This is a genomic window from Emticicia sp. MM (assembly GCF_001649495.1).
Map to the genome: position 1 here is coordinate 24,201 of NZ_LXHX01000046.1, position 23,253 is coordinate 47,453.

Annotated in this window: 16 protein-coding genes; 13 read left to right on the plus strand and 3 right to left on the minus strand. The window is 33.9% G+C overall.

Going from position 1 to position 23,253, the window contains the following annotated elements; translation table 11 throughout:
• Window positions 1–10 precede the first annotated feature (10 nt).
• The 12 genes from A6M55_RS06765 to A6M55_RS06820 all read left to right on the plus strand — a co-directional run bounded on the left by A6M55_RS06765 (window position 11) and on the right by A6M55_RS06820 (window position 17,090).
• Window positions 11–1,120 carry an efflux RND transporter periplasmic adaptor subunit gene (locus A6M55_RS06765; protein WP_015030593.1) on the plus strand — a complete coding sequence of 370 codons (1,110 nt, stop codon included), beginning with the start codon at window positions 11–13 and terminating at the stop codon, window positions 1,118–1,120.
• Between the two features lie 203 nt (window positions 1,121–1,323).
• Entirely contained in the window at window positions 1,324–1,701 is a 378-nt protein-coding gene (locus A6M55_RS06770) for a hypothetical protein (RefSeq protein WP_156510994.1), read from the plus strand.
• Between the two features lie 236 nt (window positions 1,702–1,937).
• Window positions 1,938–3,026 carry an efflux RND transporter periplasmic adaptor subunit gene (locus A6M55_RS06775; protein WP_064196988.1) on the plus strand — a complete coding sequence of 363 codons (1,089 nt, stop codon included), beginning with the start codon at window positions 1,938–1,940 and terminating at the stop codon, window positions 3,024–3,026.
• Between the two features lie 28 nt (window positions 3,027–3,054).
• Window positions 3,055–6,303, plus strand: a complete 3,249-nt coding sequence (locus A6M55_RS06780; protein WP_064196989.1) for an efflux RND transporter permease subunit — start codon at window positions 3,055–3,057, stop codon at window positions 6,301–6,303.
• A complete protein-coding gene (locus tag A6M55_RS06785; protein ID WP_197491674.1) occupies window positions 6,290–7,729 on the plus strand; it encodes a TolC family protein in 1,440 nt (479 codons plus the stop codon). The genes A6M55_RS06780 and A6M55_RS06785 overlap by 14 nt, the downstream gene beginning before the upstream one ends.
• A gap of 237 nt (window positions 7,730–7,966) precedes the next feature.
• Window positions 7,967–11,065: an efflux RND transporter permease subunit gene (locus tag A6M55_RS06790; protein WP_064196990.1), complete on the plus strand. Its 3,099-nt coding sequence runs from the start codon at window positions 7,967–7,969 to the stop codon at window positions 11,063–11,065.
• 95 nt (window positions 11,066–11,160) lie between these two features.
• Complete coding sequence (locus A6M55_RS06795; RefSeq protein ID WP_064196991.1) at window positions 11,161–12,534, plus strand: HAMP domain-containing sensor histidine kinase; 1,374 nt, start codon at window positions 11,161–11,163, stop codon at window positions 12,532–12,534.
• A 414-nt stretch (window positions 12,535–12,948) separates the two neighbouring features.
• On the plus strand, window positions 12,949–13,629 hold the full coding sequence (locus A6M55_RS06800; protein WP_015030601.1) for a response regulator transcription factor: 681 nt from the start codon (window positions 12,949–12,951) through the stop codon (window positions 13,627–13,629).
• A gap of 373 nt (window positions 13,630–14,002) precedes the next feature.
• On the plus strand, window positions 14,003–14,356 hold the full coding sequence (locus A6M55_RS06805) for a hypothetical protein (RefSeq protein WP_064196992.1): 354 nt from the start codon (window positions 14,003–14,005) through the stop codon (window positions 14,354–14,356).
• A 244-nt stretch (window positions 14,357–14,600) separates the two neighbouring features.
• On the plus strand, window positions 14,601–15,428 hold the full coding sequence (locus A6M55_RS06810) for a sterol desaturase family protein (RefSeq protein ID WP_064196993.1): 828 nt from the start codon (window positions 14,601–14,603) through the stop codon (window positions 15,426–15,428).
• Between the two features lies 1 nt (window position 15,429).
• Window positions 15,430–16,608, plus strand: a complete 1,179-nt coding sequence (locus A6M55_RS06815) for a hypothetical protein (protein WP_064196994.1) — start codon at window positions 15,430–15,432, stop codon at window positions 16,606–16,608.
• A gap of 11 nt (window positions 16,609–16,619) precedes the next feature.
• Entirely contained in the window at window positions 16,620–17,090 is a 471-nt protein-coding gene (locus A6M55_RS06820; protein ID WP_064196995.1) for a DUF2147 domain-containing protein, read from the plus strand.
• A gap of 26 nt (window positions 17,091–17,116) precedes the next feature.
• On the opposite strand, the gene A6M55_RS06825 is transcribed toward A6M55_RS06820, so the two are convergent.
• The 3 genes from A6M55_RS06825 to A6M55_RS06835 form a co-directional block, all read right to left on the minus strand.
• Window positions 17,117–19,750, minus strand: a complete 2,634-nt coding sequence (locus A6M55_RS06825) for an MGH1-like glycoside hydrolase domain-containing protein (protein WP_064196997.1) — start codon at window positions 19,748–19,750, stop codon at window positions 17,117–17,119.
• Between the two features lie 218 nt (window positions 19,751–19,968).
• Window positions 19,969–20,646 (minus strand): hypothetical protein, encoded by a 678-nt coding sequence (locus A6M55_RS06830; RefSeq protein ID WP_156510995.1) that lies wholly within the window; start codon window positions 20,644–20,646, stop codon window positions 19,969–19,971.
• Between the two features lie 70 nt (window positions 20,647–20,716).
• Window positions 20,717–21,895 (minus strand): class I SAM-dependent methyltransferase, encoded by a 1,179-nt coding sequence (locus A6M55_RS06835; protein WP_156510996.1) that lies wholly within the window; start codon window positions 21,893–21,895, stop codon window positions 20,717–20,719.
• 110 nt (window positions 21,896–22,005) lie between these two features.
• On the opposite strand from A6M55_RS06835, the gene A6M55_RS06840 reads away from it, so the two are divergent.
• Entirely contained in the window at window positions 22,006–23,142 is a 1,137-nt protein-coding gene (locus tag A6M55_RS06840; protein ID WP_064197001.1) for an FAD-binding oxidoreductase, read from the plus strand.
• The last annotated feature ends 111 nt before the right edge of the window (window positions 23,143–23,253 follow it).

Genomic DNA, 23,253 nt, shown 5'->3' on the forward strand with positions numbered 1-23,253 from the left:
ATAAAATAACATGAAAAATTCATTGAGATTATTGTTTCTGGGGCTATCGATTGTATCGATTTTTTCCACTGCAATGACTGGTTGTGGAGAAGGGCAGACCAAACAAGATTCTAAGGAAGCAGCTCAAAAGCAAGTCAGTTTAGATGCAGAAACTTATAAAAATTTAAAAACTATCAATGCAGAAGTAAAAACTGTAAATCAGGTTTTAAATTTAACTGGCAAAATTACCTTTGACCAAGATGGTGTTGTGAAAGTTTTTCCTTTAGTAGGTGGACACATCGAGGAGGTTAAAGTCGAATTAGGCGATTATGTGCAAAAAGGACAAGTTTTAGCGGTGATTAGAAGTGGAGATTTAGCCGATTTGGAGCAACAAGCAATTTCTGCCAAAAGTAATTTATCGGTTGCACAAAAAAATCTTCAAGTTTCTGAAGATATGACAAAGTCTGGCCTTTCATCTCAAAAAGAATTAGTTGCAGCCAAAGAGGGTGTAGAAACTGCAAAAGCAGAAGTAAATAGGGTGGCAGAAAGAAAGAGTATCTTAGGTGCTAAAGGAATGTTGTATGTAGTTAAAGCTCCGACTAATGGATTTATTGTTGAAAAAACCGCAGCTACGGGCATGGAACTGCGTGGAGATGACCCCGAAAATTTATTTACAATTAGCAACCTTGACCGTGTTTGGGTCATGGCAAATGTATATGAATCAGATATTGCAAAGGTGCATTTAGGGCAAGAAGCAAAAATTACTACTATCTCTTTTCCTGATAAAGTATATACAGGCAAGATTGATAAAATTTTCAATACGCTTGACCCGATGAATAAAACTGAAAAGGTACGAATTCAATTGATGAACAAAGATTTTCAGTTAAAACCAGAAATGTTTACGAATATTATAGTTGAATATGGTGGTTCTGAGCAACGTCTTGCTGTGCCTAGCAAGGCTGTGGTTTTTGATAATAATCAGAATTTTGTGGTTGTAAAAGAGTCAGGAAAATTGGCTGTAAAACCTATTTCGATTTACAAAGTAGTTGGTGATAAAACCTTTATTTATTCAGGAGTTGAGGCAAATACGCCAATTGTGACTGAAAACCAATTGACTTTATATCAAGCACTTATTCAATAATTATTGTTTGTTTATTTATTTTAGATTCGGGTTACTGAAATTAGTAACTCGATTCTTATACCCCAATTTTAATGATAATTAATTGTATTACAATACCTTTAATCATCGACTTTGGGGATAGTTTTAATCAAATTTTAAGACGATATACTTATTTGGAAAGCCATCGTTGAATATTTTTGTAAAAATAAATGGGTAACACAATTTTGAAATATCTTCTTTTTTTGTGTATTCTTTTAATGGGTGCCAGTTGTCGAGCGGATGAGTTTAAAAGAAATATTAGTCCGACTCTATCACCTCACAAAAGAAACTCAATTGTTTTGCCTTTGAGTGGTTTAACTAAGACTTTTGCACTAACCCTCAAAACAGCTATTTCTTTTTATAATCTTTTCTTTTATTTAGAAGAAATAGCCGAAGATGCGGAAACAAATAAAAAAACATATCCCACACAAGAAAATAATTATACCAAAAAACCTTCCATTTGCCTATTAGGCTTACAATCAAAATTTACCTACTATTATTTATTTAAAAAAAATCATAAAGGCCATAAAAGGTTTATTTTAAACTGTGCCTATTTACTATGATTTTAGTTTTTTGAAAGCAAAATTGCTTATAAAAGACATCAATACAATTAAATCAAATTTCGAACCTGTTTGAGGTAAATCATTCTGCTGCTTTTACAGAACTCTACATTCAAACAGTATATCAAACGCAAAAAAACAAGCTTTAAAATAGGCTTTTCGGCCTCAATGGCAACGCTTTGCCTATATTTTAATAGCTCTTCGACAATTATAAATTTTAAATCCGAAGAAGAATAATTATGAAAAAATCACTCATGTTTTTAGGTTTGACTGTCTTGCTTTTTAATGCGAGTTGTAAGTCAGAAGAAAAAGAGGAAAAGAAAGAAGATGCCAAACTTCTAGTTACTTCTCCCATCCGCAAAGATACTGTTGTCACTACCGACTATGTTTGCCAAATTCGATCAATTAATAATATCGAGTTACGTGCCCTTGAGAAGGGTTATTTACAAGGCATTTTTGTAGATGAAGGTAAGTTTGTGAAAAAAGGACAATTAATGTTCCAGATTATGCCAAACCTCTATCAAGCAGAAATGAAAAAAGCGGAAGCGGAAGCAAATTATGCAGAAATTGAATATAAAAACACCAAATCATTGGCTGATGGAAATATTGTTTCAGCAAATGAATTAGCTCTGGCCAAAGCAAAACTAGACAAAGCTCTTGCTGAATTGGCTCTAACGAAAGTGCATTTGGGATTTACTGAAATTCGAGCACCATTTGATGGAATCATGGACCGCCTTCGTGTAAGAAAAGGTAGTTTGGTTGATGAAGGTGATTTACTTACAACTTTATCAGATAATAGCAAAATGTGGGTTTATTTCAATGTGCCAGAAGCACAGTATTTAAACTTTAAAACCCATGCAAAAAGTGATGGTGGAATGCAAAAAGTATCGCTCAAAATGGCTAATAATGAATTGTTTAAGTTTCCGGGTATTGTAGAAACCATTGAAGGAGAGTTTGATAATGAAACAGGAAATATCGCCTTTAGAGCAACGTTCCCCAATCCAGAAGGACTATTAAGACATGGTGAAACAGGTAATATTCAAGTAACAGTTCCTGTGAAAAATGCATTGCTTATTCCACAAAAAGCTACTTTTGAGGTACTCGATAAAACGTATGTGTATGTAATTGATAAAGACAATATTGTGCGTTCTCGCCCCGTAACGATTGCCGCTGAAATGCCGCATTTATATGCTATTTCTTCTGGTCTATCTACTGGCGACAAGATTCTTTTGGAAGGTTTAAGAAAAGTAAAAGAAAACCAAAAGATAGAGTACAAGTTTGAAGAACCTTCACAGGTAATTTCACACTTAAGTCTTTACGCTGAATAGTTTTTATCCACCGAAACAAAAGAAATATATGTTTAGTAATATCATCAAACGACCTGTATTGGCTATCGTTATTTCGGTATTGATAGTTTTTACTGGTACTTTAGCCATCAAGCAACTGCCAACTTCGCAGTTTCCAGAAATTGCCCCTACAACAGTCAATATCTTTATTGCTTACCCAGGGTCAAGTGCTGACGTTCTCGTTAAATCTACACTCGTAACCCTCGAAAATGCCATCAATGGTGTTCAGGGAATGAGATACCTCGCCACCGATGCAACAAGTGCGGGTGAAGCAACGCTTCGTGTAATTTTTGAACCGGGTACCGACCCTAATCAGGCGGTTATTAGGGTAAAAACAAGGGTTGACCAAGTAATGCCTTTGTTACCAGAGTTAGTACAACGTGAAGGGGTTGTGATTACACCAATCCAACCAAGTATGTTGATGTACATTAATCTCTATGGAACAAGTAAGAATTTCGATGAAAAGTTTTTGTATAACTACGCTAACGTAAACCTTTTACCCGAAATTAACCGTATCAATGGGGTAGCAAGAACGCAAATTTTGGGTAGTCGCCAATTTGCGATGAGGGTTTGGTTAAATCCAGACCGTATGCGTGCCTATAATATTTCGGCTGAAGATGTAATGAAAGCATTGGCAGAGCAAAGTATTATTGGTCGCCCGGGTCGTATTGGTCAAAGTTCTGGTATAGCGGCTCAATCTTTAGAATACGTTTTGACATACAAAGGCCGCTACAATAAACCCGAAGAGTATGAAAATGTGATTCTGCGAGCAAATCCTGCTGGTGAAAGTATTCGATTGAAAGATGTTGCCAAAGTAGAACTTGGCAGTGAATTTTTTGATATTTATTCTAACCTTGATGGTCATCCTTCGGCAGCGATTGTATTGAAACAAAATGTGGGTAGTAATGCGAGTGAAGTAATTCAACAAGTAAAAGATAAAATGGAGGAGTTAAAAGCAACTTTCCCTCCCGGAGTTGAATATAAGTTGAGTTATGATGTATCGAAATTTTTGGATGCCTCAATTGAGCAAGTACTTCATACCTTACGTGATGCCTTTATTTTGGTAGCTTTGGTTGTTTTCCTTTTCTTAGGCGACTGGCGTTCGACACTTATTCCAATCATTGCCGTACCGGTGTCATTAATTGGTGCATTTTTCGTGATGCAAATGTTTGGGCTTTCTATAAATCTTATCACACTTTTTGCATTGGTTTTGGCTATTGGTATTGTGGTTGATGATGCGATTGTGGTTGTTGAGGCCGTTCATGCCAAAATGGAAGAAGAGCATCTTTCTCCATATAATGCTGTTAGAAAAGTGATGGGCGAAATCAGTGGAGCTATCATTGCAATTACGCTCGTAATGGTGTCTGTGTTCTTACCAATTGCCTTTATGTCAGGTCCTGTGGGTACTTTCTATCGGCAGTTTTCAATTACGATGGCGAGTTCTATCATACTTTCGGCTGTTGTTGCTCTTACGCTCACCCCAGTACTTTGTGCCATGATTCTTAAAAATAATCATGGAAAACCAAAGAAAAAATCTCCAATTGATTGGCTCATTGACCAATTCAACAAAGGTTTTGAAAAGTTAACAGGTCGTTATGTGAGTGTTTTGAAGTTCATTGTTAATAAACGATTGCTCACGTTCTTAATATTAGTTGCTTTTAGTGTTGGAATTATCTTCGAAAACAAAATCTTACCAGCGGGATTTATTCCAAGTGAAGACCAAGGTACAATTTATGCCATTATTCAAACACCACCGGGTTCAACACTTGAAAGAACAAATGCAGTTTCAAGAGAATTACAAGAAATTTGTAAAAAAGTAGAAGGCGTTGAATCGGTTTCTTCATTGGCAGGATACGAAATCATGACCGAAGGTCGTGGTTCGAATGCTGGTACTTGTTTGATTAACTTGAAAAACTGGTCTGAAAGAGAAAGAGGAGTACATGAAATTATCGAAGAATTAGAAGAAAAAACTAAAGATTTAGGGGCAGTTGTAGAGTATTTCGAGCCACCTGCCGTACCCGGTTTTGGTTCTTCAGCAGGTTTTTCAATGCGTATGCTTGATAAGAATAATACAACTGATTATCAAGAATTCGATAAGGTAAACAAAGACTTTATGGCTGCTTTAGGTAAGCGTAAAGAGTTGACTGGTTTATTTACTTTCTTTGCCGCGAATTATCCTCAATATGAATTAGAGATTGATAATAATGTGGCCATGCAAAAGGGGGTATCCATTGGAAAAGCAATGGAGAATCTTAATATCATGATTGGTAGTACTTATGAACAGGGTTTCATTCGTTTTGGCCGTTTCTTTAAGGTCTATGTTCAGTCATCACCAGAATTCCGACGTCTTCCTTCTGATATTATGAATATGTTTGTAAAAAACGATAATGGCGAAATGGTGCCTTATTCAGCATTCATGAAATTAGTGAAAAAACAGGGCCCAAACGAGATTACGAGGTATAATATGTACAACTCATCGTCAATTCAAGGACAACCAGCGAAAGGTTATACCACTGCCGATGCAATCAAGGCTATTCAAGAAGTATCAAAAACACTTCCAAAAGGTTATGATATTGCTTGGGAAGGTTTATCATATGATGAAGCCAAACGAGGAAACGAATCAATTTATGTTTTTGCTGTCGTTTTGATATTTGTTTATTTCGTTTTGGCGGCTCAATATGAAAGCTTCTTATTACCTATGGCTGTAATTTTCTCGCTACCTGTTGGGGTATTTGGGTCTTTCTTCTTGCTAAAAGCGATGGGTATGGCCAATGATGTTTATGCTCAAGTAGGTCTTATCATGTTAGTTGGTCTTTTAGGGAAAAATGCCGTATTGATTGTGGAGTTTGCCGTTCAACAACGACAAAAAGGTATGTCGATTTTTGATGCTGCCATTGAAGGAGCTAAAGTTCGTTTCCGACCAATTTTAATGACATCTTTTGCTTTCGTAGCAGGTCTAATTCCTTTGGTTATTTCTCATGGTGCTGGTGCAATTGGTAATAAAACAATCGGTGGCTCAGCTATGGGTGGAATGCTTTTCGGTACAATTTTCGGCGTAATGATAATTCCAGGTCTGTATTACATATTTGGAAGTTTATCCGATGGTAAACATCTAATTAAAGACGAGGACGAAGAACCATTATCTGAAAGGTTTGTGGAATCAAGTGAAGAACGCGGTAAGATTTTGAAAAATATCAGAAAAGCGAATGAAAGATTGAGAAAATTATTAAACCGAAACGACGAAGATGATACGAAATAACATAAAAAAGAAACTTCTGTTTATTGCTTTGGCCGTTTCAGCAATAGTTCTCGACTCTTGTAAAACACCGGCCATAATTGGCAAAATAGAAAATAAATCATTGCCTAATTATGCAGCTTCACAGGATTCTACCAATTCTGCGAAACTAAAATGGAAGGATTTTTTCAATGACCCATATCTAAATGCATTGATAGACACAGCACTGCTAAATAATCAGGAGCTGAATATTACAATGCAAGAAATTGAGATGTCGAAAAATGAAATCATGGCACGAAGAGGGGAGTACCTTCCATTTGTAAGATTAGGGGGCGGAACGGGTTTTGATAAAGTTTCACGCTATACGAGTAAGGGTGCAAGTGATGAAATTACTGAAATTAAGCCCGGAAAACGAACTCCAGTTGTTCTTCCTGATTCTTATTTTGGGGCTTTTGCTAGCTGGGAGGTAGATATTTGGCATAAATTGCGTAACGCTCAAAAAGCATCTGCCGCCAATTATTTAGGAACAATTGAAGGAAAAAACTTTCTGGTGACCAACTTAGTTGCTGAAATTGCTAATTCTTATTACGAATTGTTAGCACTTGATAATCAATTAGATATTGTCAAGAAAAACATCGAAATATTAAATTCGGCTTTATTGATTATCAAACAAGAAAAAGAAGCAGCAAAAGTTACAGAATTGGCTGTTCAAAGATTTGAAGCTGAGGTTTTTAAGACTCAAAGTCTTCAATTTGAAATTCAGCAGAAAATAGTTGAAACCGAAAATCGAATAAATTTTTTAGTTGGACGTTTCCCACGACCAATTCAAAGAAGTTCACAACAATTTGCTTCAATGGTACCTACGAAAATTTCCGTTGGATTACCTGCACAGTTATTGGAAAAACGCCCCGATATTCGTCGTGCAGAATTAGGTATTCAAGCTGCTAAATTGAATGTAAGTGTTGCAAAAGCTAATTTTTATCCTTCGTTGGGGCTTTCTGCATCATTAGGTTTTCGTTCGTTTAACCCACTTTTATTAGCGAATTTGCCACAATCTTTGATTATGTCATTAGCTGGAGATTTGGCTGGTCCATTAGTAAATAAAAATTCAATTACAGCAACTTATAAAAATGCGAATGCCAAGCAGATTCAAGCAGTTTACGATTATGAAAAGACGGTTTTAAATGCATTTATCGAGGTTACAAATCAGTTGGCAAACATTAATAATCTTGAGAAGAATTATGCAATGAAAAATAATCAAGTGGAAGCCCTGACAAGGTCAACAGATATTTCGCTAAAACTTTTCAAAGCTGCACGTGCAGATTACATGGAGGTATTGTTAACTCAACGAGATGTACTTGAAGCCAGAATGGAATTAATCGAAACTCGCATGAAACAATTGAATGCGGCTGTTAACACTTATAGAGCATTAGGCGGAGGCTGGAATTAATATTAAGTGTAAATTATCATCCACAAAGGTTTTTAGGAATAAACTAGGGTATTATTAAACTAGATATTTTTTTAGAAATCTTTGTGGATTTTTTGAATAATTACATATTTGTTCATTAAATATACTCAATCCTTTCTTATTAAACTTATTTTTGTTTTAATCCTCTTTTAATCTTTCCTTTAAACGTCTTTCAGACTACCACAACACTTTTGTGCTATCAAGCAAACAACGAGTGTCATGAACAAATTCATCAAAGGAATTTTATCCTTTTCCCTCAAAAATAAATACTTTATCTTTTTTGCTACTTTATTAGCAGTTATTGGCGGTTGGATTGCCTACCAAAATACACCAATTGAGGCTTTCCCCGATGTAACAAATACACAAATCACAATTATTACACAATGGCCGGGCCGAAGTGCGGAGGAGGTTGAAAAGTTTGTTTCAATTCCAATAGAAATCGGATTGAATCCTGTTCAAAAGAAAACAGATATTCGTTCGACTACTGTTTTTGGTCTTTCGGTTGTGAAAGTTATGTTTGAAGATGGTGTTGATGATGCTTTTGCTCGTCAACAAATTAATAATTTGATAGGAAGTGTAAATTTACCAGAAGGTATTGAACCTGATATACAACCTCCTTATGGCCCTACTGGTGAAATTTTCAGATATACACTTGAAAGTAAAGCACGAACTGTTAGAGAATTGAAAACAATCCAAGATTGGGTGGTTGAACGACAGTTGAAAGGGGTAGCAGGTGTAGCAGATGTAGTTAGTTTTGGTGGAGAAGTAAAAACCTATGAGATTAGTGCTAATCCTCATTTACTAGCAGATTATGATGTTACTCCACTTGAGCTTTATCAAGCGGTTGCCAACTCGAATGTAAACGTTGGTGGAGATGTGATTGAAAAAAATTCAGAGGCTTATGTTGTTCGTGGAATTGGCCTTTTGAAGGGGATTAATGACATAGAAAAAATAATCATTAAAAGTGCGAATGGCGTACCAATTACGGTAAAAAACGTGGCAACAGTTACAGAATCGGCCTTACCTCGTCTGGGTCAAGCTGGTAGAGATGGGCAAAATGATGTTCTTGAGTGTATTGTTGTGATGCGTAAAGCTGAAAATCCAAGTCAGGTTATAGAAAATGTTAAAGCAAAAATTGAAGAACTTAATACTTCTATTTTGCCACAAGATGTAAAAATTAATACTTTTTATAATAGAGAAACCCTTATTCATTTTGCTACACACACCGTAACACATAACCTTTTAGAAGGAATTATATTTGTTACCTGCATTGTGTTTTTGTTTATGGCCGATTGGCGTACAACGGTTACTGTTTCGATTGTTATTCCATTGGCTCTATTATTTTCATTCATTTGTCTTCGTTTGAAAGGAATGTCTGCAAATTTACTATCAATGGGAGCGATTGACTTCGGTATTATTGTCGATGGGGCAGTTGTAATGGTAGAAGGAATTTTCGTGGTGCTTGATAATTTGGCTCATCAGATAGGTATGGAGCGATACAATAAGCTTTCAAAATTAAGTATTATTCGTAAGACTGGTACAGAAATGGGTAAAGCCATATTTTTCTCAAAGCTAATTATCATAACTTGTTTGATTCCAATATTTTCTTTCCAAAAAGTTGAAGGAAAAATGTTCTCACCTTTAGCTTGGACATTGGGTTTTGCTTTACTCGGAGCATTGATTTTTACACTTACGTTGGTGCCTGTTTTAGCAAGTATTTTATTAAGAAAGAATGTACGTGAAAAACACAACCCGTTTGTGTTATTTATTGAAAAATGGGTAATGAAAGGCTTTAATTATGTATTCAATCATAAACGTAAAACATTACTAATTACTGTAATTGTGGTAGTATTGGGTCTATTTAACTTTAAGTTTTTAGGCTCAGAATTTCTTCCAGAATTGAATGAAGGTTCGATTTATGTGCGTGCAAGTATGCCGATGAATATTTCATTGAATGAATCGATTCGATATACCAATGAGATGCGTCAAGTATTTAGAAGTTTCCCAGAGGTAAAAGGGGTGATGTCTCAAACTGGCCGTCCAAATGATGGAACCGACCCAACTGGCTTTTATAATATTGAGTTTTTGGTTGATATTTTCCCACAAGAGGATTGGAAAAGAGATATTTCAAAAGAACAATTAATCAGTCAAATGCAAGAACGGCTTGATAAATTCACGGGTGTTAACTTCAACTTCTCGCAACCTATTATGGACAATGTTGAGGAAGCAGTTTCGGGGGTTAAAGGTAGTATTGCCGTGAAAATTTACGGACAAGATCTAGTTTTGATGGAGAAAAAAGCCAAAGAGGTATATAATCAATTGGCTACTGTTCGTGGAATTGAAGATTTAGGGGTAATTAAAAATATTGGCCAGCCCGAATTGAGAATTGAATTAGATGAAGACAAGTTGGGTCTTTATGGTGTTCAAAAAGGTGATGCTCAAGCAGTTATTGAAATGGCCATTGGTGGTAAAGCGGCTACTCAAATATACGAGGGAGAGCGTAAGTTTGATTTAAGAATTAGATTCCAACAAGAATATCGTAAATCTGATTCCGAAATCAGTAATTTATTAATTCCAACGATGAATAATACTCAAATTCCGTTAAAAGAAATAGCTAAAATCTATTATAATACTGGCCCAATATTAGTATTCCGTGAGGCTAATCAACGTTTCAATGCAGTAAAATTCTCGGTTCGTGGAAGAGATATGGGAAGTGCCATTGCAGAAGCCCAGCAAAAAGTAAATGCACACGTGAAGTTGCCTAAAGGATATACAATGAAATGGGCTGGTGATTTTGAAAATCAACAACGTGCTACCAACCGTTTAATGCAGGTAGTTCCAATTAGTTTGTTGTTGATTTTCTTGATATTATTTGTATTATTTGGCAATATTAAAGATGCTGGAATTGTATTAGTGAATGTACCATTTGCAATCATTGGTGGAATAGCTTCTTTGCTAATTTCGGGTACGAATTTTAGTATTTCGGCAGGTATTGGTTTTATTGCACTTTTCGGTATTTGTATTCAAAATGGCGTTATTTTAATTTCAGTATTCAAGAAAAACCTTCATGAACGAATGAATCTCACGGAAGCTATTACTAAAGGTGTTATTTCACGTATTAGACCTGTAATAATGACCGCCATGATGGCTGCAATTGGTTTAATTCCTGCAGCAATCTCTCACGGTATTGGCTCAGAAACTTCAAAACCATTGGCAATTGTAGTGATTGGTGGATTAATAACCGCAACGGTTTTAACTTTACTAGCCTTCCCTATAATTTTCTATGTCTTTTATAAAGAAAAGTTGCCTTTAAATTAATTTTCATAATATGAAGGGCTAAGATTTATGCTTAGCCCTTTTTTATTTTGTTTGTTATATGTGATATTGCATGATAATTAATCGAGAATTTCTTTATGAAAATAGTTGACAAACAGACCATACGTATTCCAACAATTTTGAGTATTGCACTCATCATTTTTTCGGCTAATATATACCTCTTTTATAGTAATTTCCGTGAAAATGAGTTTTATCTATACCTTCGGAATAATGCTATTTCGATTGAAAAAATGATTATAGACAAAGGCTTGAGTGGCGAAGATGTTCGTACAATGGATGATATGAAAGAAAATATTTATACCCAAGAGCAATTTATTATTTATGATTCAACGGGCACCGTAATTTTTAAATCGAGATATGCTGTTAATCACTTAACAGATAATTTACTAAAAGAAGTGTATAAGCATGAGGTTGAATTTAAAAAAGATGGATATGAAAGAACCATTTTCCTCAGTCGTAACAATAAATATAAACGTCTGCTTGTAATAGAAGCTGCAGGATATGACTTATCTGGCTTTAATAAACAAAGAAATCTCCTTTATATTTTAATCATTAGTTCGGTTTTACTAATTAGTATTATTACGCTTACCACGAGATATTATATCAGGACAGATTTGCGGCCTATTGGTGAAATTGCTAAAAGAATGAAGAAGATTTCTAGCAAAAACCTTCAATCACGAATTCCAGAAGCCGACCTTGATAATGAAATTGGCCAAATGGCTCATACATTCAATGATTTGCTTGATAGACTAGATAATTCCTATACCCAACAACGAAATTTTGTATCTTATGTAACACACGAGCTTCGAACCCCCCTATCTATTTTATTGGGTAATGCCCAAGTGACACTCATGAAAGAACGAACAGTTGAAGAATACAAACAAACTGTAGAAAACTTTCAAGTGGATATTAACAATATGATAAATTTAGTAAATAGTTTACTCGAATTAGCAAGAATGAATGCCGATGCCCAGTCGGTGCCTTTTGTAGAGGTAAGGGTTGATGAAGTATTATGGGCTGCTTCTGATATTGTTAAAAAAAATCAACCAGAATATCATATAAATGTTGAGTTTGAGCAGATTCCTGAAAATGATGAGCAAATGATTGTGAGTGGAAATGCAGAATTATTAGTATTGGTTTTTAGAAATCTGATGGAAAATGCATGTAAGTATAGTGCAGATAAAAGAGTAGAAGCGAAAATTTTATATGAGAAAAATTCAATTAGGATTGATTTTATTGATAAAGGAGTGGGGATGTCTTCGAGTGAAACGGAACATATTTTTGAACCTTTTTATAGAAATGAAAAAACCAAAGAAATCTCAGGACATGGAATTGGCTTACCACTAACAAAGAGAATCGTGGAAATTCACTCTGGGAAAATATCGGTTTTATCAGAAGAAGGTGTTGGTTCAATTTTTACAGTAGAATTGCCCGTAAAGCAGCTTTATTAGACTTTAACTTGCTTTTAATTTAGGTTTTAGATGCTTTTTATCATTAGAATATATTTTTGATTTAGAAAGCCAAACAGTGATTTGGTAGCTAACTCTATAATATAGACTGACATGAAAAAGAATCTTATTTTAGCATTTATTGCGGCTATTTTTGCTGCAAATGCAATTGCACAAACAACACCTGAAGTTTAAAAAAAAAAATAGCTAAATTAGAGAAAAAAGAAGATAAAATAACGGCTAAAATGGCTGCTCATGAAATGAAGAAAGAGCAGAAAGAAGCTAAAAAAGCAGAGAAAGAGACAAAAAAAGAAGCTAATCATGCACATAAATAATTTTTCTTAATACATTTGCTCTGATTCCCACAAATTTATATTAGCAAGGTAGCTTACTGCCTTGCTAAAATTTTTTGATTTTATGAAAATACTGATTGTAGAAGACGAGCTCCGCTTGGCTGAATTCATTAAAAAAGGTCTTGAGGAAAATACACACATGGCAGATATTGCCAAAGATGGTGAAATGGGCCTAAAGATGGCATTCGATAACGATTATGATGTAATTATTATGGATGTTAATATGCCAAAAATGAATGGCTATGACGTTACACAACAAATTAGGTCTGAAAAGCAAAATACCCCAATTCTGATGCTCACAGCCATGGGTACATTAAACGATAAAGCCTTAGGTTTTGATGCTGGTATTGATGATTTTTTGGTGAAACCATTTCAGTTTCAAGAGCTTTTAATGAGACTCAACGCTCTACATAGAAGAAATGCAATTGTGCAGCATCAAGTTAAGCGTAATATTATGAAAGTCGCTGACTTAGAACTTGATTTAACAGCCAGAACAGTCATTAGAAACGGGAAAGATATTTTGTTGACTGCTAAAGAATATGCTTTGCTTGAGTATTTAATGATTAACCATAATAGGGTAGTATCCAGGGTTGATATTGCTGAAAAGATTTGGGACTCAGACCTTGACCCAACCAGTAATACCATTGATACTTACATAAATTTTCTTCGAAAAAAAGTTGATAAAGAATTTTCTTCCAAACTAATCCACACAATAGTGGGAATGGGTTATATCTTAAAAGAGTAGTAATTTATATTAAGAATATAAAATAGCCTTGACATAAAATCTAGGCTATTTTTCTGTAAATACTTGATAATAAGGTGTTTGAGTTGTATTGTGAGGCGGATTCTATTTTTAATCACTCTTTAATTTGATTTTTAGAAGCAATTAAGATAATACCTATACTTTTACATCAAGAAACAGTAATAGTGAATTTTCATAAAGGAATTTTAGGTCTTAAAGCTCTGGTTTCACATTAACCAGAGCTTTTTTTAGAGTAGAAGTATTAATCCGCCATAGTGGGTTTAGTTAGTTAGGGTTATAGTTCTCTGATTAAAACCCGATTTTTAATCAGAGACTTTTAATAAAATTTTGTTGAATCTTAATCTTTTCAAGTCTTATGGAAACTTCATTTTTAGCAAACCTACCTTACAATACACAAATTCAATCATTCAAGAGTGAAAAACCAATTTTACTCAAATTGCATATTGAACCTTGGGCTTTTGAAAACATCAAAGATTTTTTTCCAAATTCTACTGAAAGTGATTTTATAAAACTACGCCATCATTTATCTGATTGTATCATGAGATTCGAACAGTTAGTTTCAGGTAAAATTCTTCTAGGTACTGAAATAATGATTGATTTTATGAACGGCCTTCTCATTTTTGAAGTAAAAAATTACGCACAATCTTTTTATCAAAGCCAGATTGAAGAAACCTATACCTTAGACTTAGTAAAGGTTGAATTAAGGTAAAATATTTACCGAAAGTATTTAATTGGGTTTTAATGTGGCTTTGAAACTTTTTCTATTTGGTAAGATTAAATTTACACGGTAAGAAATATAGAACACTTAGAAATATCTATGATTAGTGTACGAATTTTCTTTTTTGATGGTATATGATGATTAGGAGTGGGATTTAAAAAAAACTTAATCTTATCAACCCCACTATCATTTTTTATAATCCGTGTAAGATTTAACTACTAACCTTTAATTTTAAATGAAAAATCTGATTAACTATTTTAATTCAGCACCCGATTTTCATAGAGTCTTATTGTTGTCGTTCTCTTTTTTTCTGTTTTGGAATATTGAGTATTTTTATGAACACGCAAAGAATAAAGTAAGTCATTTATGGCTTAATGCCAAATTTATGCTTACTGCAGCTCCAGTTCAGTTCGTACTAGGATATTTAATGAATTTTGTGCTTAAATGGACTCAAAACCATGAATTTGGGTTATTTCATCAAATCCAGAAAGTGAATGCGTTAACGCTTTTTATCTTGACTTTTTTATATCTTGATTTTTGCGAATATGCTTATCACTTATTGATGCACAAAGTAAAAAAACTCTGGAAATTTCATTTAGTTCATCATGCCGATAAACAATTGGATGTTTCTACAACATTACGAGAACATCCTGGTGAAACTACAATTAGACTGCTTTTTACCACACTTTGGGTATTTTGGGGCGGGGTCTCATTGTGGGCTCTTATTTTCCGCCAGTTTATTCAAATATTTTCAAATGTATTGGCTCATACAGAAGTAAGACTACCAGAAAAGGTTGATTCTTGGCTGAGTTATCTGTTTGTTACTCCTAATTTTCATCATGTTCATCATCATTATTTACAACCTTATACAGATACAAATTATGGAGATGTATTGAGCATTTGGGATAGAATATTTGGTACTTTTGCTCAATTACCTAAGGAAGCAGTAGTTTTTGGTGTTGATACGCATTTTGATGAGTGTAATCTTAATACTTTTAGCAAGTTATTGACTATTCCGCTAATATCTGATAAAAGTTCTGAGAAGATTAATATGAAAGGTTAAAATGAGTATTTCGAGAATAATTTTCTTAGTATGTATCCCTTACAAGGTAGTGTTTGGGCAGGTAGATACTTCTAAAAATAAACTAGTGGATGTAATAGATGTTTGGCATCTTGTTTTTAGTAAGAATTATTCTATTGATACTTCAAAAGCTAAAGTTAAAGAACCATTATTATCTATTTTACCAGGATTTGGGTATAGTCAATTAACTGGATTTACAGTTTTGATAGATGGTAATATTTCGTTTTATACCCAGCCTAATACCAATATTTCGGTTATAAAGCTTACGCCTGAATATGCTCAGAATAAGCAGTTTACGCCAATTTTGACAACTAGTATTTGGACTAAAAATAACCAATATAACTTTGTTTCAGATTGGAGATATTATAATTATAAAGTTATTGATTTTGGTTTAGGAGGAAGTACAAACCCTTTTATTTTTAATACTTACAGTTATCAATTTTTAAGGTTTCATCAATTATTGTCGAGGTCAATTTCAAGTAATTTTTTGCTTGGTATTGGTTATAATTTTGATAAACACTTCAATATTATTCAAAATGAATCTCAGTTAAATACCAATGTATCGAATTATGGAATAACTAAACCTACACTTTCTTCTGGATTAGTATTTAACGTTTTGTATGATTCCCGGAAAAATGAAAATAGTCCTGTATCTGGTGGTTGGTATTTCAATAGTTCCTTTATTCGGAATTATAAATTTTTAAAAAGTAGTAGTAATTATTACTCCCTTTACTCTGATTTTAGGCATTATGTGAGTTTGCCTCAAGGTTCAAACAATATTTTAGCATTTTGGAATATTAATTGGTTAACTTTCGGAGGCAAATCTCCTTATTTCGATTTGCCAAGCACTTTGTGGGATACTTATGATAATGCTGGAAGAACTTTTATTCAGGGAAGATTCAGAGGCAAAAATATGCTTTATTACGAAGCTGAGTATAGATTTGATATTATCAAAAACCAACTTTTGGGTGGTGCTTTTTTTGCGAATATTCAGTCATTTTCAGAACCTCAAAATAAACATTTTTCCAATCCAATTTTGGGATATGGAGCTAGTTTAAGAACAAAAGTTAATAAGAAATCAAAAGTATATTTTGTAGTATCCTATGGTTTGGGTAAAGGAGGAGCAAGGGGTTTTTTCTTTAATTTGGGAGAAGTTTATTAATTGTTTAAATTATGTATAATTATTTTAAGAAAGTATTTCTGGTAGTGATAATAGTAGCAAATGGTATAGTACTAAACGCTCAAGATTATAAACAACAAGATGAAATTTTGGGTACTTGGATTTCTGAAAATAAAGATTTAAAAGTAGAAATTTATAAAAAAGAAGATAAGTATTTTGGGAAAATTATTTGGTTCTTGTGTGACCCCAAAACGCCAAATATGAGTGATTTTAAAGATACCGAAAATCCTGAGCCTAAATTAAGACATAGACCTTGGCTTGGAATGGAGGTTGTTGAAGGCTTAATGTTTAATGGTGATAATATATGGGGAAATGGCACGATTTACGACCCCAATACCGGACGTACATATAGTTCAGTGGTTACACTAAAAGATAATAATACTTTGGTTGTAAAAGGGTATTGGGGAATTGAGTTATTAGGTAAAAATATGATTTTTTATAGAGTGGTTCCTAGTGGGAAATAAGGGTAAACATTGTTTACCCTTATTTTTTATTCACTAATATATTGTACAAGGTCTGCAACTAGGCCAGTCCAACCGCATTGGTGCGAAGCACCTAATCCTTCACCCGTATCTCCGTTAAAATATTCGTAGAATAAATGAAGGTCTTTAAAATGAGGGTCGGTGTCAAATTTTGAAAAATCTCCAGTATTAGCTCTTTTTCCTTCTTTCATTTTAAAAATATTTACCAATCTTTCTGCAACAAGCAAAGCCGCATCTTTGATTGACATAATATTGCCAGAATTAGTTGGATATTCAATTTCGAAGTCATCACCATAGTAATGATAAAACTTCAGAAGAGAATCTATCAACAGGAAATTTATTGGAAACCAAATTGGTCCACGCCAATTTGAATTTCCACCCATAATGCTCAAATCTGATTCCGCAGGGGTATATTTTACGGTCATTATTTCACCGTGGAGATTAAACTGATATGGCACATCATTATGGGCTTTTGATAAAGAACGAATGCCATAATCTGAAAGAAACTCTGTTTCATCAAACATTCTTTTTACAACCATTTTCATGCGGTGCCCGCGTAAAAGCGAAAGTAAATGGGTTTCACCTTTCCCCGGTTCGTTCCAGCGTGAGATGAGTGCTGCTAAATCTGGGCGATTCGTTAGAACCCACTCTAATCTACGTTTGAAGTCTGGTAATTTTGAGAGCATTTCTTCATTAATTACCTCAACAGCAAATAAAGGAATCAGACCCACATAGGAGCGAATCTTCATGAAAATAGTTTCACCGTTGGGGGCATGAAGTTTGTCGTAATAAAATTGGTCAGCTTCATCCCAAAGCCCCAAGTCATTTCCCTTAATTGGTTTATTGATAGCTGCGGCAATATGCAAGAAATGTTCAAAGAATTTTGAGGCCATATCTTGATAAACAGGCTTCTCCATGGCAATTTCGCAAGCAATTCGTAGCATATTGAGCGTGTACATGGCCATCCAGCCTGTTGCATCTGCCTGCTCTAATTTAACCCCAGGGATTTGGGCATTTCTATCAAAAACTCCAATGTTATCTAAGCCTAAAAATCCACCCCCAAAAATGTTGTTTCCTTCTTCATCTTTTTGATTTACCCACCAAGTAAAATTAATGAGTAGTTTATGGAAGATTTTCTCTAAAAATGCTAAATCTCCTTTACCACTGTTTTTCTTATCAATTTCATATACTTTCCAAGTTGCCCATGCATGAACAGGTGGATTTACATCTGAAAAATTCCATTCATAGGCAGGGATTTGCCCATTAGGGTGCATGTAATATTCTCTCAATACTACGGCTAATTGTCTTTTAGCGAAATCGGCGTCAATTCGGGCAAGCGTAAGCGTATGAAAAGCTAAATCCCAAGCGGCAAACCAAGGATACTCCCATTTATCGGGCATCGACAAAATATTTGCCATGTAAGCATGTTTCCAAGTGCTATTTCTTGGAAAGGCCCTACCTTTAAATTCAAAAGGCATTTTTGGGTCGCCTTTGAGCCATTCGTTAATATTATAGTAGTAAAATTGTTTATTCCACATCATGCCTGCAAAGGCCTGACGTTGAATATTTTTCATCTCTTCAGATTTTACATCTTTTTGTACATGGCCATAAAACTCGTCTGCTTCGATAATTCTTTTACTGAAAATTTCATCGAAATCATTGAAAGCATTATGATTATGCGTGTTTTGGCTGAATCTTAATCTAATTGTTGAACTTTCGCCACCCGCAATTTTTTTGGTATAACGAGCGGAAGCCTTCGTTCCAATTTTATTTGGATTGACCGTTTCGCTTTTGCCAGTAAGGATATAATTGCTAATTCCATCCTTCACATACATGCTAGTATTGGGGCGTCCGAATACTCTTTCCATATTTGTTTCATTTTCACAAAATAGGAGTTCATCAGCACCTTCTACATATAATTTATACTTGCCCAATAATTGATGTCCAACTTCTATCTGCGTATTAGAAATACCTGTTAGCATTGGAGCTTTACTATATGCTTCGTAGCCCCAACTCCATGTATTTCTAAACCATAGGGTAGGGAGCATGGTGAGTATTGCTTCTTTGGTATTTCTATTGTGAGCTGTAACCTTTATCAAAATATCGTTTTCATCGGCTTTTGCATATTCAATGAAAATATCGAAGTATTCATCTTTATCAAAAATACCTGTTTGTTCAATTTCGAATTCAGGATTACTACGATTTCGGCGTTGATTTTCTTCTACTATTTGTCGATACGGAAACTCATTTTGTGGATACTTATAGAGCATCTTCATATACGAGTGTGTTGGAGTACTATCGAGGTAATAGTATAGCTCTTTCACATCTTCTCCGTGATTACCTTCCGAGCCAGCCAGTCCAAATAGTCTTTCTTTTACTATCTTATCTTTATGATTCCAAAAAGCAAGGGCAAAACAAATGTGTTGTTTGTTATCAGAAATACCTCCAATGCCATCTTCCCCCCATCTGAATGCTCGTGAACGTGCCATATCGTGCGGAACGTAATCCCAAGCATTGCCGTATACACTGTAATCTTCCCTAACGGTTCCCCATTGTCTTTCCGACAAATAAGGTCCCCACTTTTTCCAACCTTTGTTATCTTTTCTTTGGTTTAGGCGTATTTGTTCTTGTATTTCCGTCATAAGTTTTACTTATTAAATCCAATTTGGATTATAAATAATTGAGGCTTAGTATTTTAACCACATACAGCAGTACTGATGCGGTTCTCGCAAAAATATGAAAAATTGTAATGGATAAAAGTTAATATTAATAATCGCTTATAATAGTAATAAAAGTTATTGGAATATTTCTATATTGGTGATAAACAAAAACGCCTCTTTGTAAGAGGCGTTGAAATTTTTCAATTATTTTTTTTAGTTTTTACAAGACTTGCTGCTTTTTGTTTTTCTTCCAATGAGATTTTGGCATTTTCTTGGTCTTGTTTATTGGCTATTTGGTCATTGAGAAGTTTTTCGAGTTCTATTCTGTTTTCTTCAATTGCTTTAAGCAATTTTTCTTTTTCTCGTTTATTTCTCTCAATATCTCTCGAAATTTTATCTCCTGTTTTATTAACTCGCTCTAAGCTTTTTTGGGCTTCCTCTGAATCTCGTTCTGCTAATCTAACGTCTTCATTTTGCATGGCAAAAGCATAAAAATCTTTTAAGAATTTTTCTACTTTACTGAAATTTATAGAATTCTCTGATACCATTTGTCCACCCCCAACATCAAAAGAAGCAAAAACTTTGGTTTTTAATTTTTGTTCAGAGATGACTTTACTCATCAAATTAATAGGATCAGGTGAGATTTCTGACATATTCGCCGAAGAAATACTAAATATTTCGCGATTTTGTGAAACACCACCATACTTTGAAATATAAATTGCCCAGTCTTTTTCAATGTATTTTTTATCAATACTAAGGGTCATATAGAATCCTTCTTTACGTTCTTTTCCAAAAATTTCAGACCCACTTAAAATTGTTTGGGCGAAGTTCGTCAATGCCATGAATAGCATTAAAACAGTCATGAATAGTCTGCTCATATATAATAATTGTTTAATAAATAATTTTCAGACGCAAGTTCTTATTTTTTGTAACATTTATTTAAAAAACTTACAAGAGTTCAACTTTCTTACATACCAAAACAATCTTTTGTTTATCTGAATTTTCGGTGGCAAATAAATAATAATCGCCACCATCTTGTAAACCAAGCTTCTTTTTTATTTCTTCTGGTTTCAAGGGGAAATTTCGGGTACTAATATTGGCTTTCGGCGATGGTAGTTTTGATAGGATTTCTTTTTTATCAAACTTACAAATAGACTCGCACAAAAAGATTCTACCCGGAAAAGCCTCATTGAGTATATCTGATGTATAAAGATGACTATTTGGGGCTATTTTGAGCAAATTAAATTTTTCACTCACACTTTTAAATCCTCCGGCTTTTAAGATTGAAGCATTGGGTTCGTAGATATATTTCAGCGGATTAGAATATGCTATTTTACAATGCTCTTCTAAAGTATAATCAAATTCAAATATATGGGGCAATGACTTAAAACTAAGATTTACGCAAACTATATTTGGATTGGAATCAATGCCATTGCTGATAAATAGTAACTCTTTTACTTCATTTTCGAAGGCAATCACATAGACATAAGAAATATTTGTGAGCTGTTCGAGTGCCATCTTAATATCAAGCATAGGTGAAAATTTTACCATATATTTATTAAGAAATGGCTTCAAAGTCAGAAGGTTTGGTTCACAGTCTTCGATTTTAAAAACCTTATTTTGTGAATTATCTCTTCTGTGAGGGTCAATATAATAATTGTTATTATTATTTAGAAATGAATAATCAAGGGTTGTAGCATTTTGGTTAATGACTTCAATATTTGTAAGGTTTAATGATTTAAAGTTAACCTTAGCAATTTCTGAAAGTAATTCTGATTGTTCAATGTATTTAACAGACTCGCAAATTTTAGCTAAAGCCCAAGAATCTACCCCCATCCCTCCAGTTAAATCAACAACATTCTTTTTGCCAATTAATTGACTAAAAACCGAAGCCTTAAAATTTGCTGTAACTTCCGATGATGCCTGTTCTACTGATAATGGTGGTGGAAAAAGTATGTTTTGGTTGGTAAACCATGTTGGAAGTTTTGTTTTTGATTTTTGTCGGGCAAGTAGCTGGTCTGCAACTAATGTAAGTGTGTTAGAACTAAGTTTCAGCGGGTTTTTTAAAATAAACTCCTGAACATTAGTATTTTGAAACTGTTGAGCAATTTTACTTGCTTCTATCATTGCTTCTATCATTGGGCCTTCAAACTAAAAAAATATCATTCATCATTCAGTTTTATGTAATCTAAATGATAATTTTGTCTCTGTTCAAGATAAGTTAATCACACAATATTATGCTAAGTTTTTGGGAAAAAGATGTTTTTTTGAAAAAATATGATGTAATCATCGTAGGTGCAGGTTTTTCTGGATTGTGGTTGGCTTTCTTTTTGAAAAAGCAGAATCCAAAAATTCAAATAGCCATTTTGGAACGAGGGGTTTTACCAACTGGTGCAAGTACGAAAAATGCAGGTTTTTCATGTTTTGGAAGTCCAACTGAATTATTGGAAAATATTACAGTAATGGGTGTTGATGAGGCTATGTTTTTAGCCGAACAACGATTTCGTGGAATAAAAATGATTGAGCAATATTTTGGGTCAGAAATTGAGTTTGATGCCTGCGGTGGGACTGAATTATTTATTAATGATGGCGTTTTTGATGATACCATTCATAAAATTGATTATCTGAATGATTCTATTAAAAGAATAACAGGCAATGAAAACCATTTTTATGTCGATAAAAATATCATTGGAAATGCTGGATTTTATGGTTTTGAAAGTGCAATAACCAATAGTGTTGAAGGGTCAATACATAGTGGCAAACTTGTCAATGTAATGATTGAAAGCTTGCAAGACCTAAAAGTTAAATTTTTCTTTGGAGTAGAAGTAGATTCATTCGAAGAAAATAGTGGTGAGGTATGTATAAAAACCAAAAATAACCTCACTTTTTTATCAAAACACCTTTGTTTTACAACCAATGCTTTTACAAAGCAATTATTACCCGATATTGACTTATACCCTGGTCGTGGACAGGTCTTGATTACTGAACCCATAGAAGGGTTGAATTGGAGTGGTACTTTTCACTTTGATAAGGGCTTTTATTATTTTAGAAACTACCAAAATCGAGTATTATTGGGTGGTGGAAGAAATCTAAATTTTACGCTCGAAAATACAGATGAATTTGGAATCACGAGTTTAATACAAGAAAAATTAGAAGAACTTTTATTCAAAAATATTATTCCCAATTTCAAGCAAACTAAAATTGATTATCGTTGGAGTGGGATAATGGCATTTGATGAAACAAAAACGCCTGTTTGTAAAATGCTTTCAAACCAAGTCTCGCTCAGTGTTCGAATGAATGGTATGGGTGTTGCATTGGCTCCAACTTTATCTGAATTATTAGCAAAACAAATCACCGAAGTTCTTCAATATTGATTTGTTTTGAATTTAACCAATATAAGTTTTTAATATTCTGTAAGCCATTTATAGTAAGTTTAAGTTTTTAATCTATTTTTGCATTAGCAAAAATTATAGTAGATATAAAAA

What these genes read in the sequence shown, in the direction of transcription:
- A6M55_RS06830 (WP_156510995.1), bottom strand. Translation starts at nt 20,646, where the DNA reads ATGAGCAGACTATTCATGACTGTTTTAATGCTATTCATGGCATTGACG.
- A6M55_RS06840 (WP_064197001.1), top strand. Translation starts at nt 22,006, where the DNA reads ATGCTAAGTTTTTGGGAAAAAGATGTTTTTTTGAAAAAATATGATGTA.
- A6M55_RS06790 (WP_064196990.1), top strand. Translation starts at nt 7,967, where the DNA reads ATGAACAAATTCATCAAAGGAATTTTATCCTTTTCCCTCAAAAATAAA.
- A6M55_RS06795 (WP_064196991.1), top strand. Translation starts at nt 11,161, where the DNA reads ATGAAAATAGTTGACAAACAGACCATACGTATTCCAACAATTTTGAGT.
- A6M55_RS06825 (WP_064196997.1), bottom strand. Translation starts at nt 19,750, where the DNA reads ATGACGGAAATACAAGAACAAATACGCCTAAACCAAAGAAAAGATAAC.
- A6M55_RS06800 (WP_015030601.1), top strand. Translation starts at nt 12,949, where the DNA reads ATGAAAATACTGATTGTAGAAGACGAGCTCCGCTTGGCTGAATTCATT.
- A6M55_RS06775 (WP_064196988.1), top strand. Translation starts at nt 1,938, where the DNA reads ATGAAAAAATCACTCATGTTTTTAGGTTTGACTGTCTTGCTTTTTAAT.
- A6M55_RS06785 (WP_197491674.1), top strand. Translation starts at nt 6,290, where the DNA reads ATGATACGAAATAACATAAAAAAGAAACTTCTGTTTATTGCTTTGGCC.
- A6M55_RS06765 (WP_015030593.1), top strand. Translation starts at nt 11, where the DNA reads ATGAAAAATTCATTGAGATTATTGTTTCTGGGGCTATCGATTGTATCG.
- A6M55_RS06780 (WP_064196989.1), top strand. Translation starts at nt 3,055, where the DNA reads ATGTTTAGTAATATCATCAAACGACCTGTATTGGCTATCGTTATTTCG.
- A6M55_RS06835 (WP_156510996.1), bottom strand. Translation starts at nt 21,895, where the DNA reads ATGATAGAAGCAAGTAAAATTGCTCAACAGTTTCAAAATACTAATGTT.
- A6M55_RS06810 (WP_064196993.1), top strand. Translation starts at nt 14,601, where the DNA reads ATGAAAAATCTGATTAACTATTTTAATTCAGCACCCGATTTTCATAGA.
- A6M55_RS06815 (WP_064196994.1), top strand. Translation starts at nt 15,430, where the DNA reads ATGAGTATTTCGAGAATAATTTTCTTAGTATGTATCCCTTACAAGGTA.
- A6M55_RS06805 (WP_064196992.1), top strand. Translation starts at nt 14,003, where the DNA reads ATGGAAACTTCATTTTTAGCAAACCTACCTTACAATACACAAATTCAA.
- A6M55_RS06820 (WP_064196995.1), top strand. Translation starts at nt 16,620, where the DNA reads ATGTATAATTATTTTAAGAAAGTATTTCTGGTAGTGATAATAGTAGCA.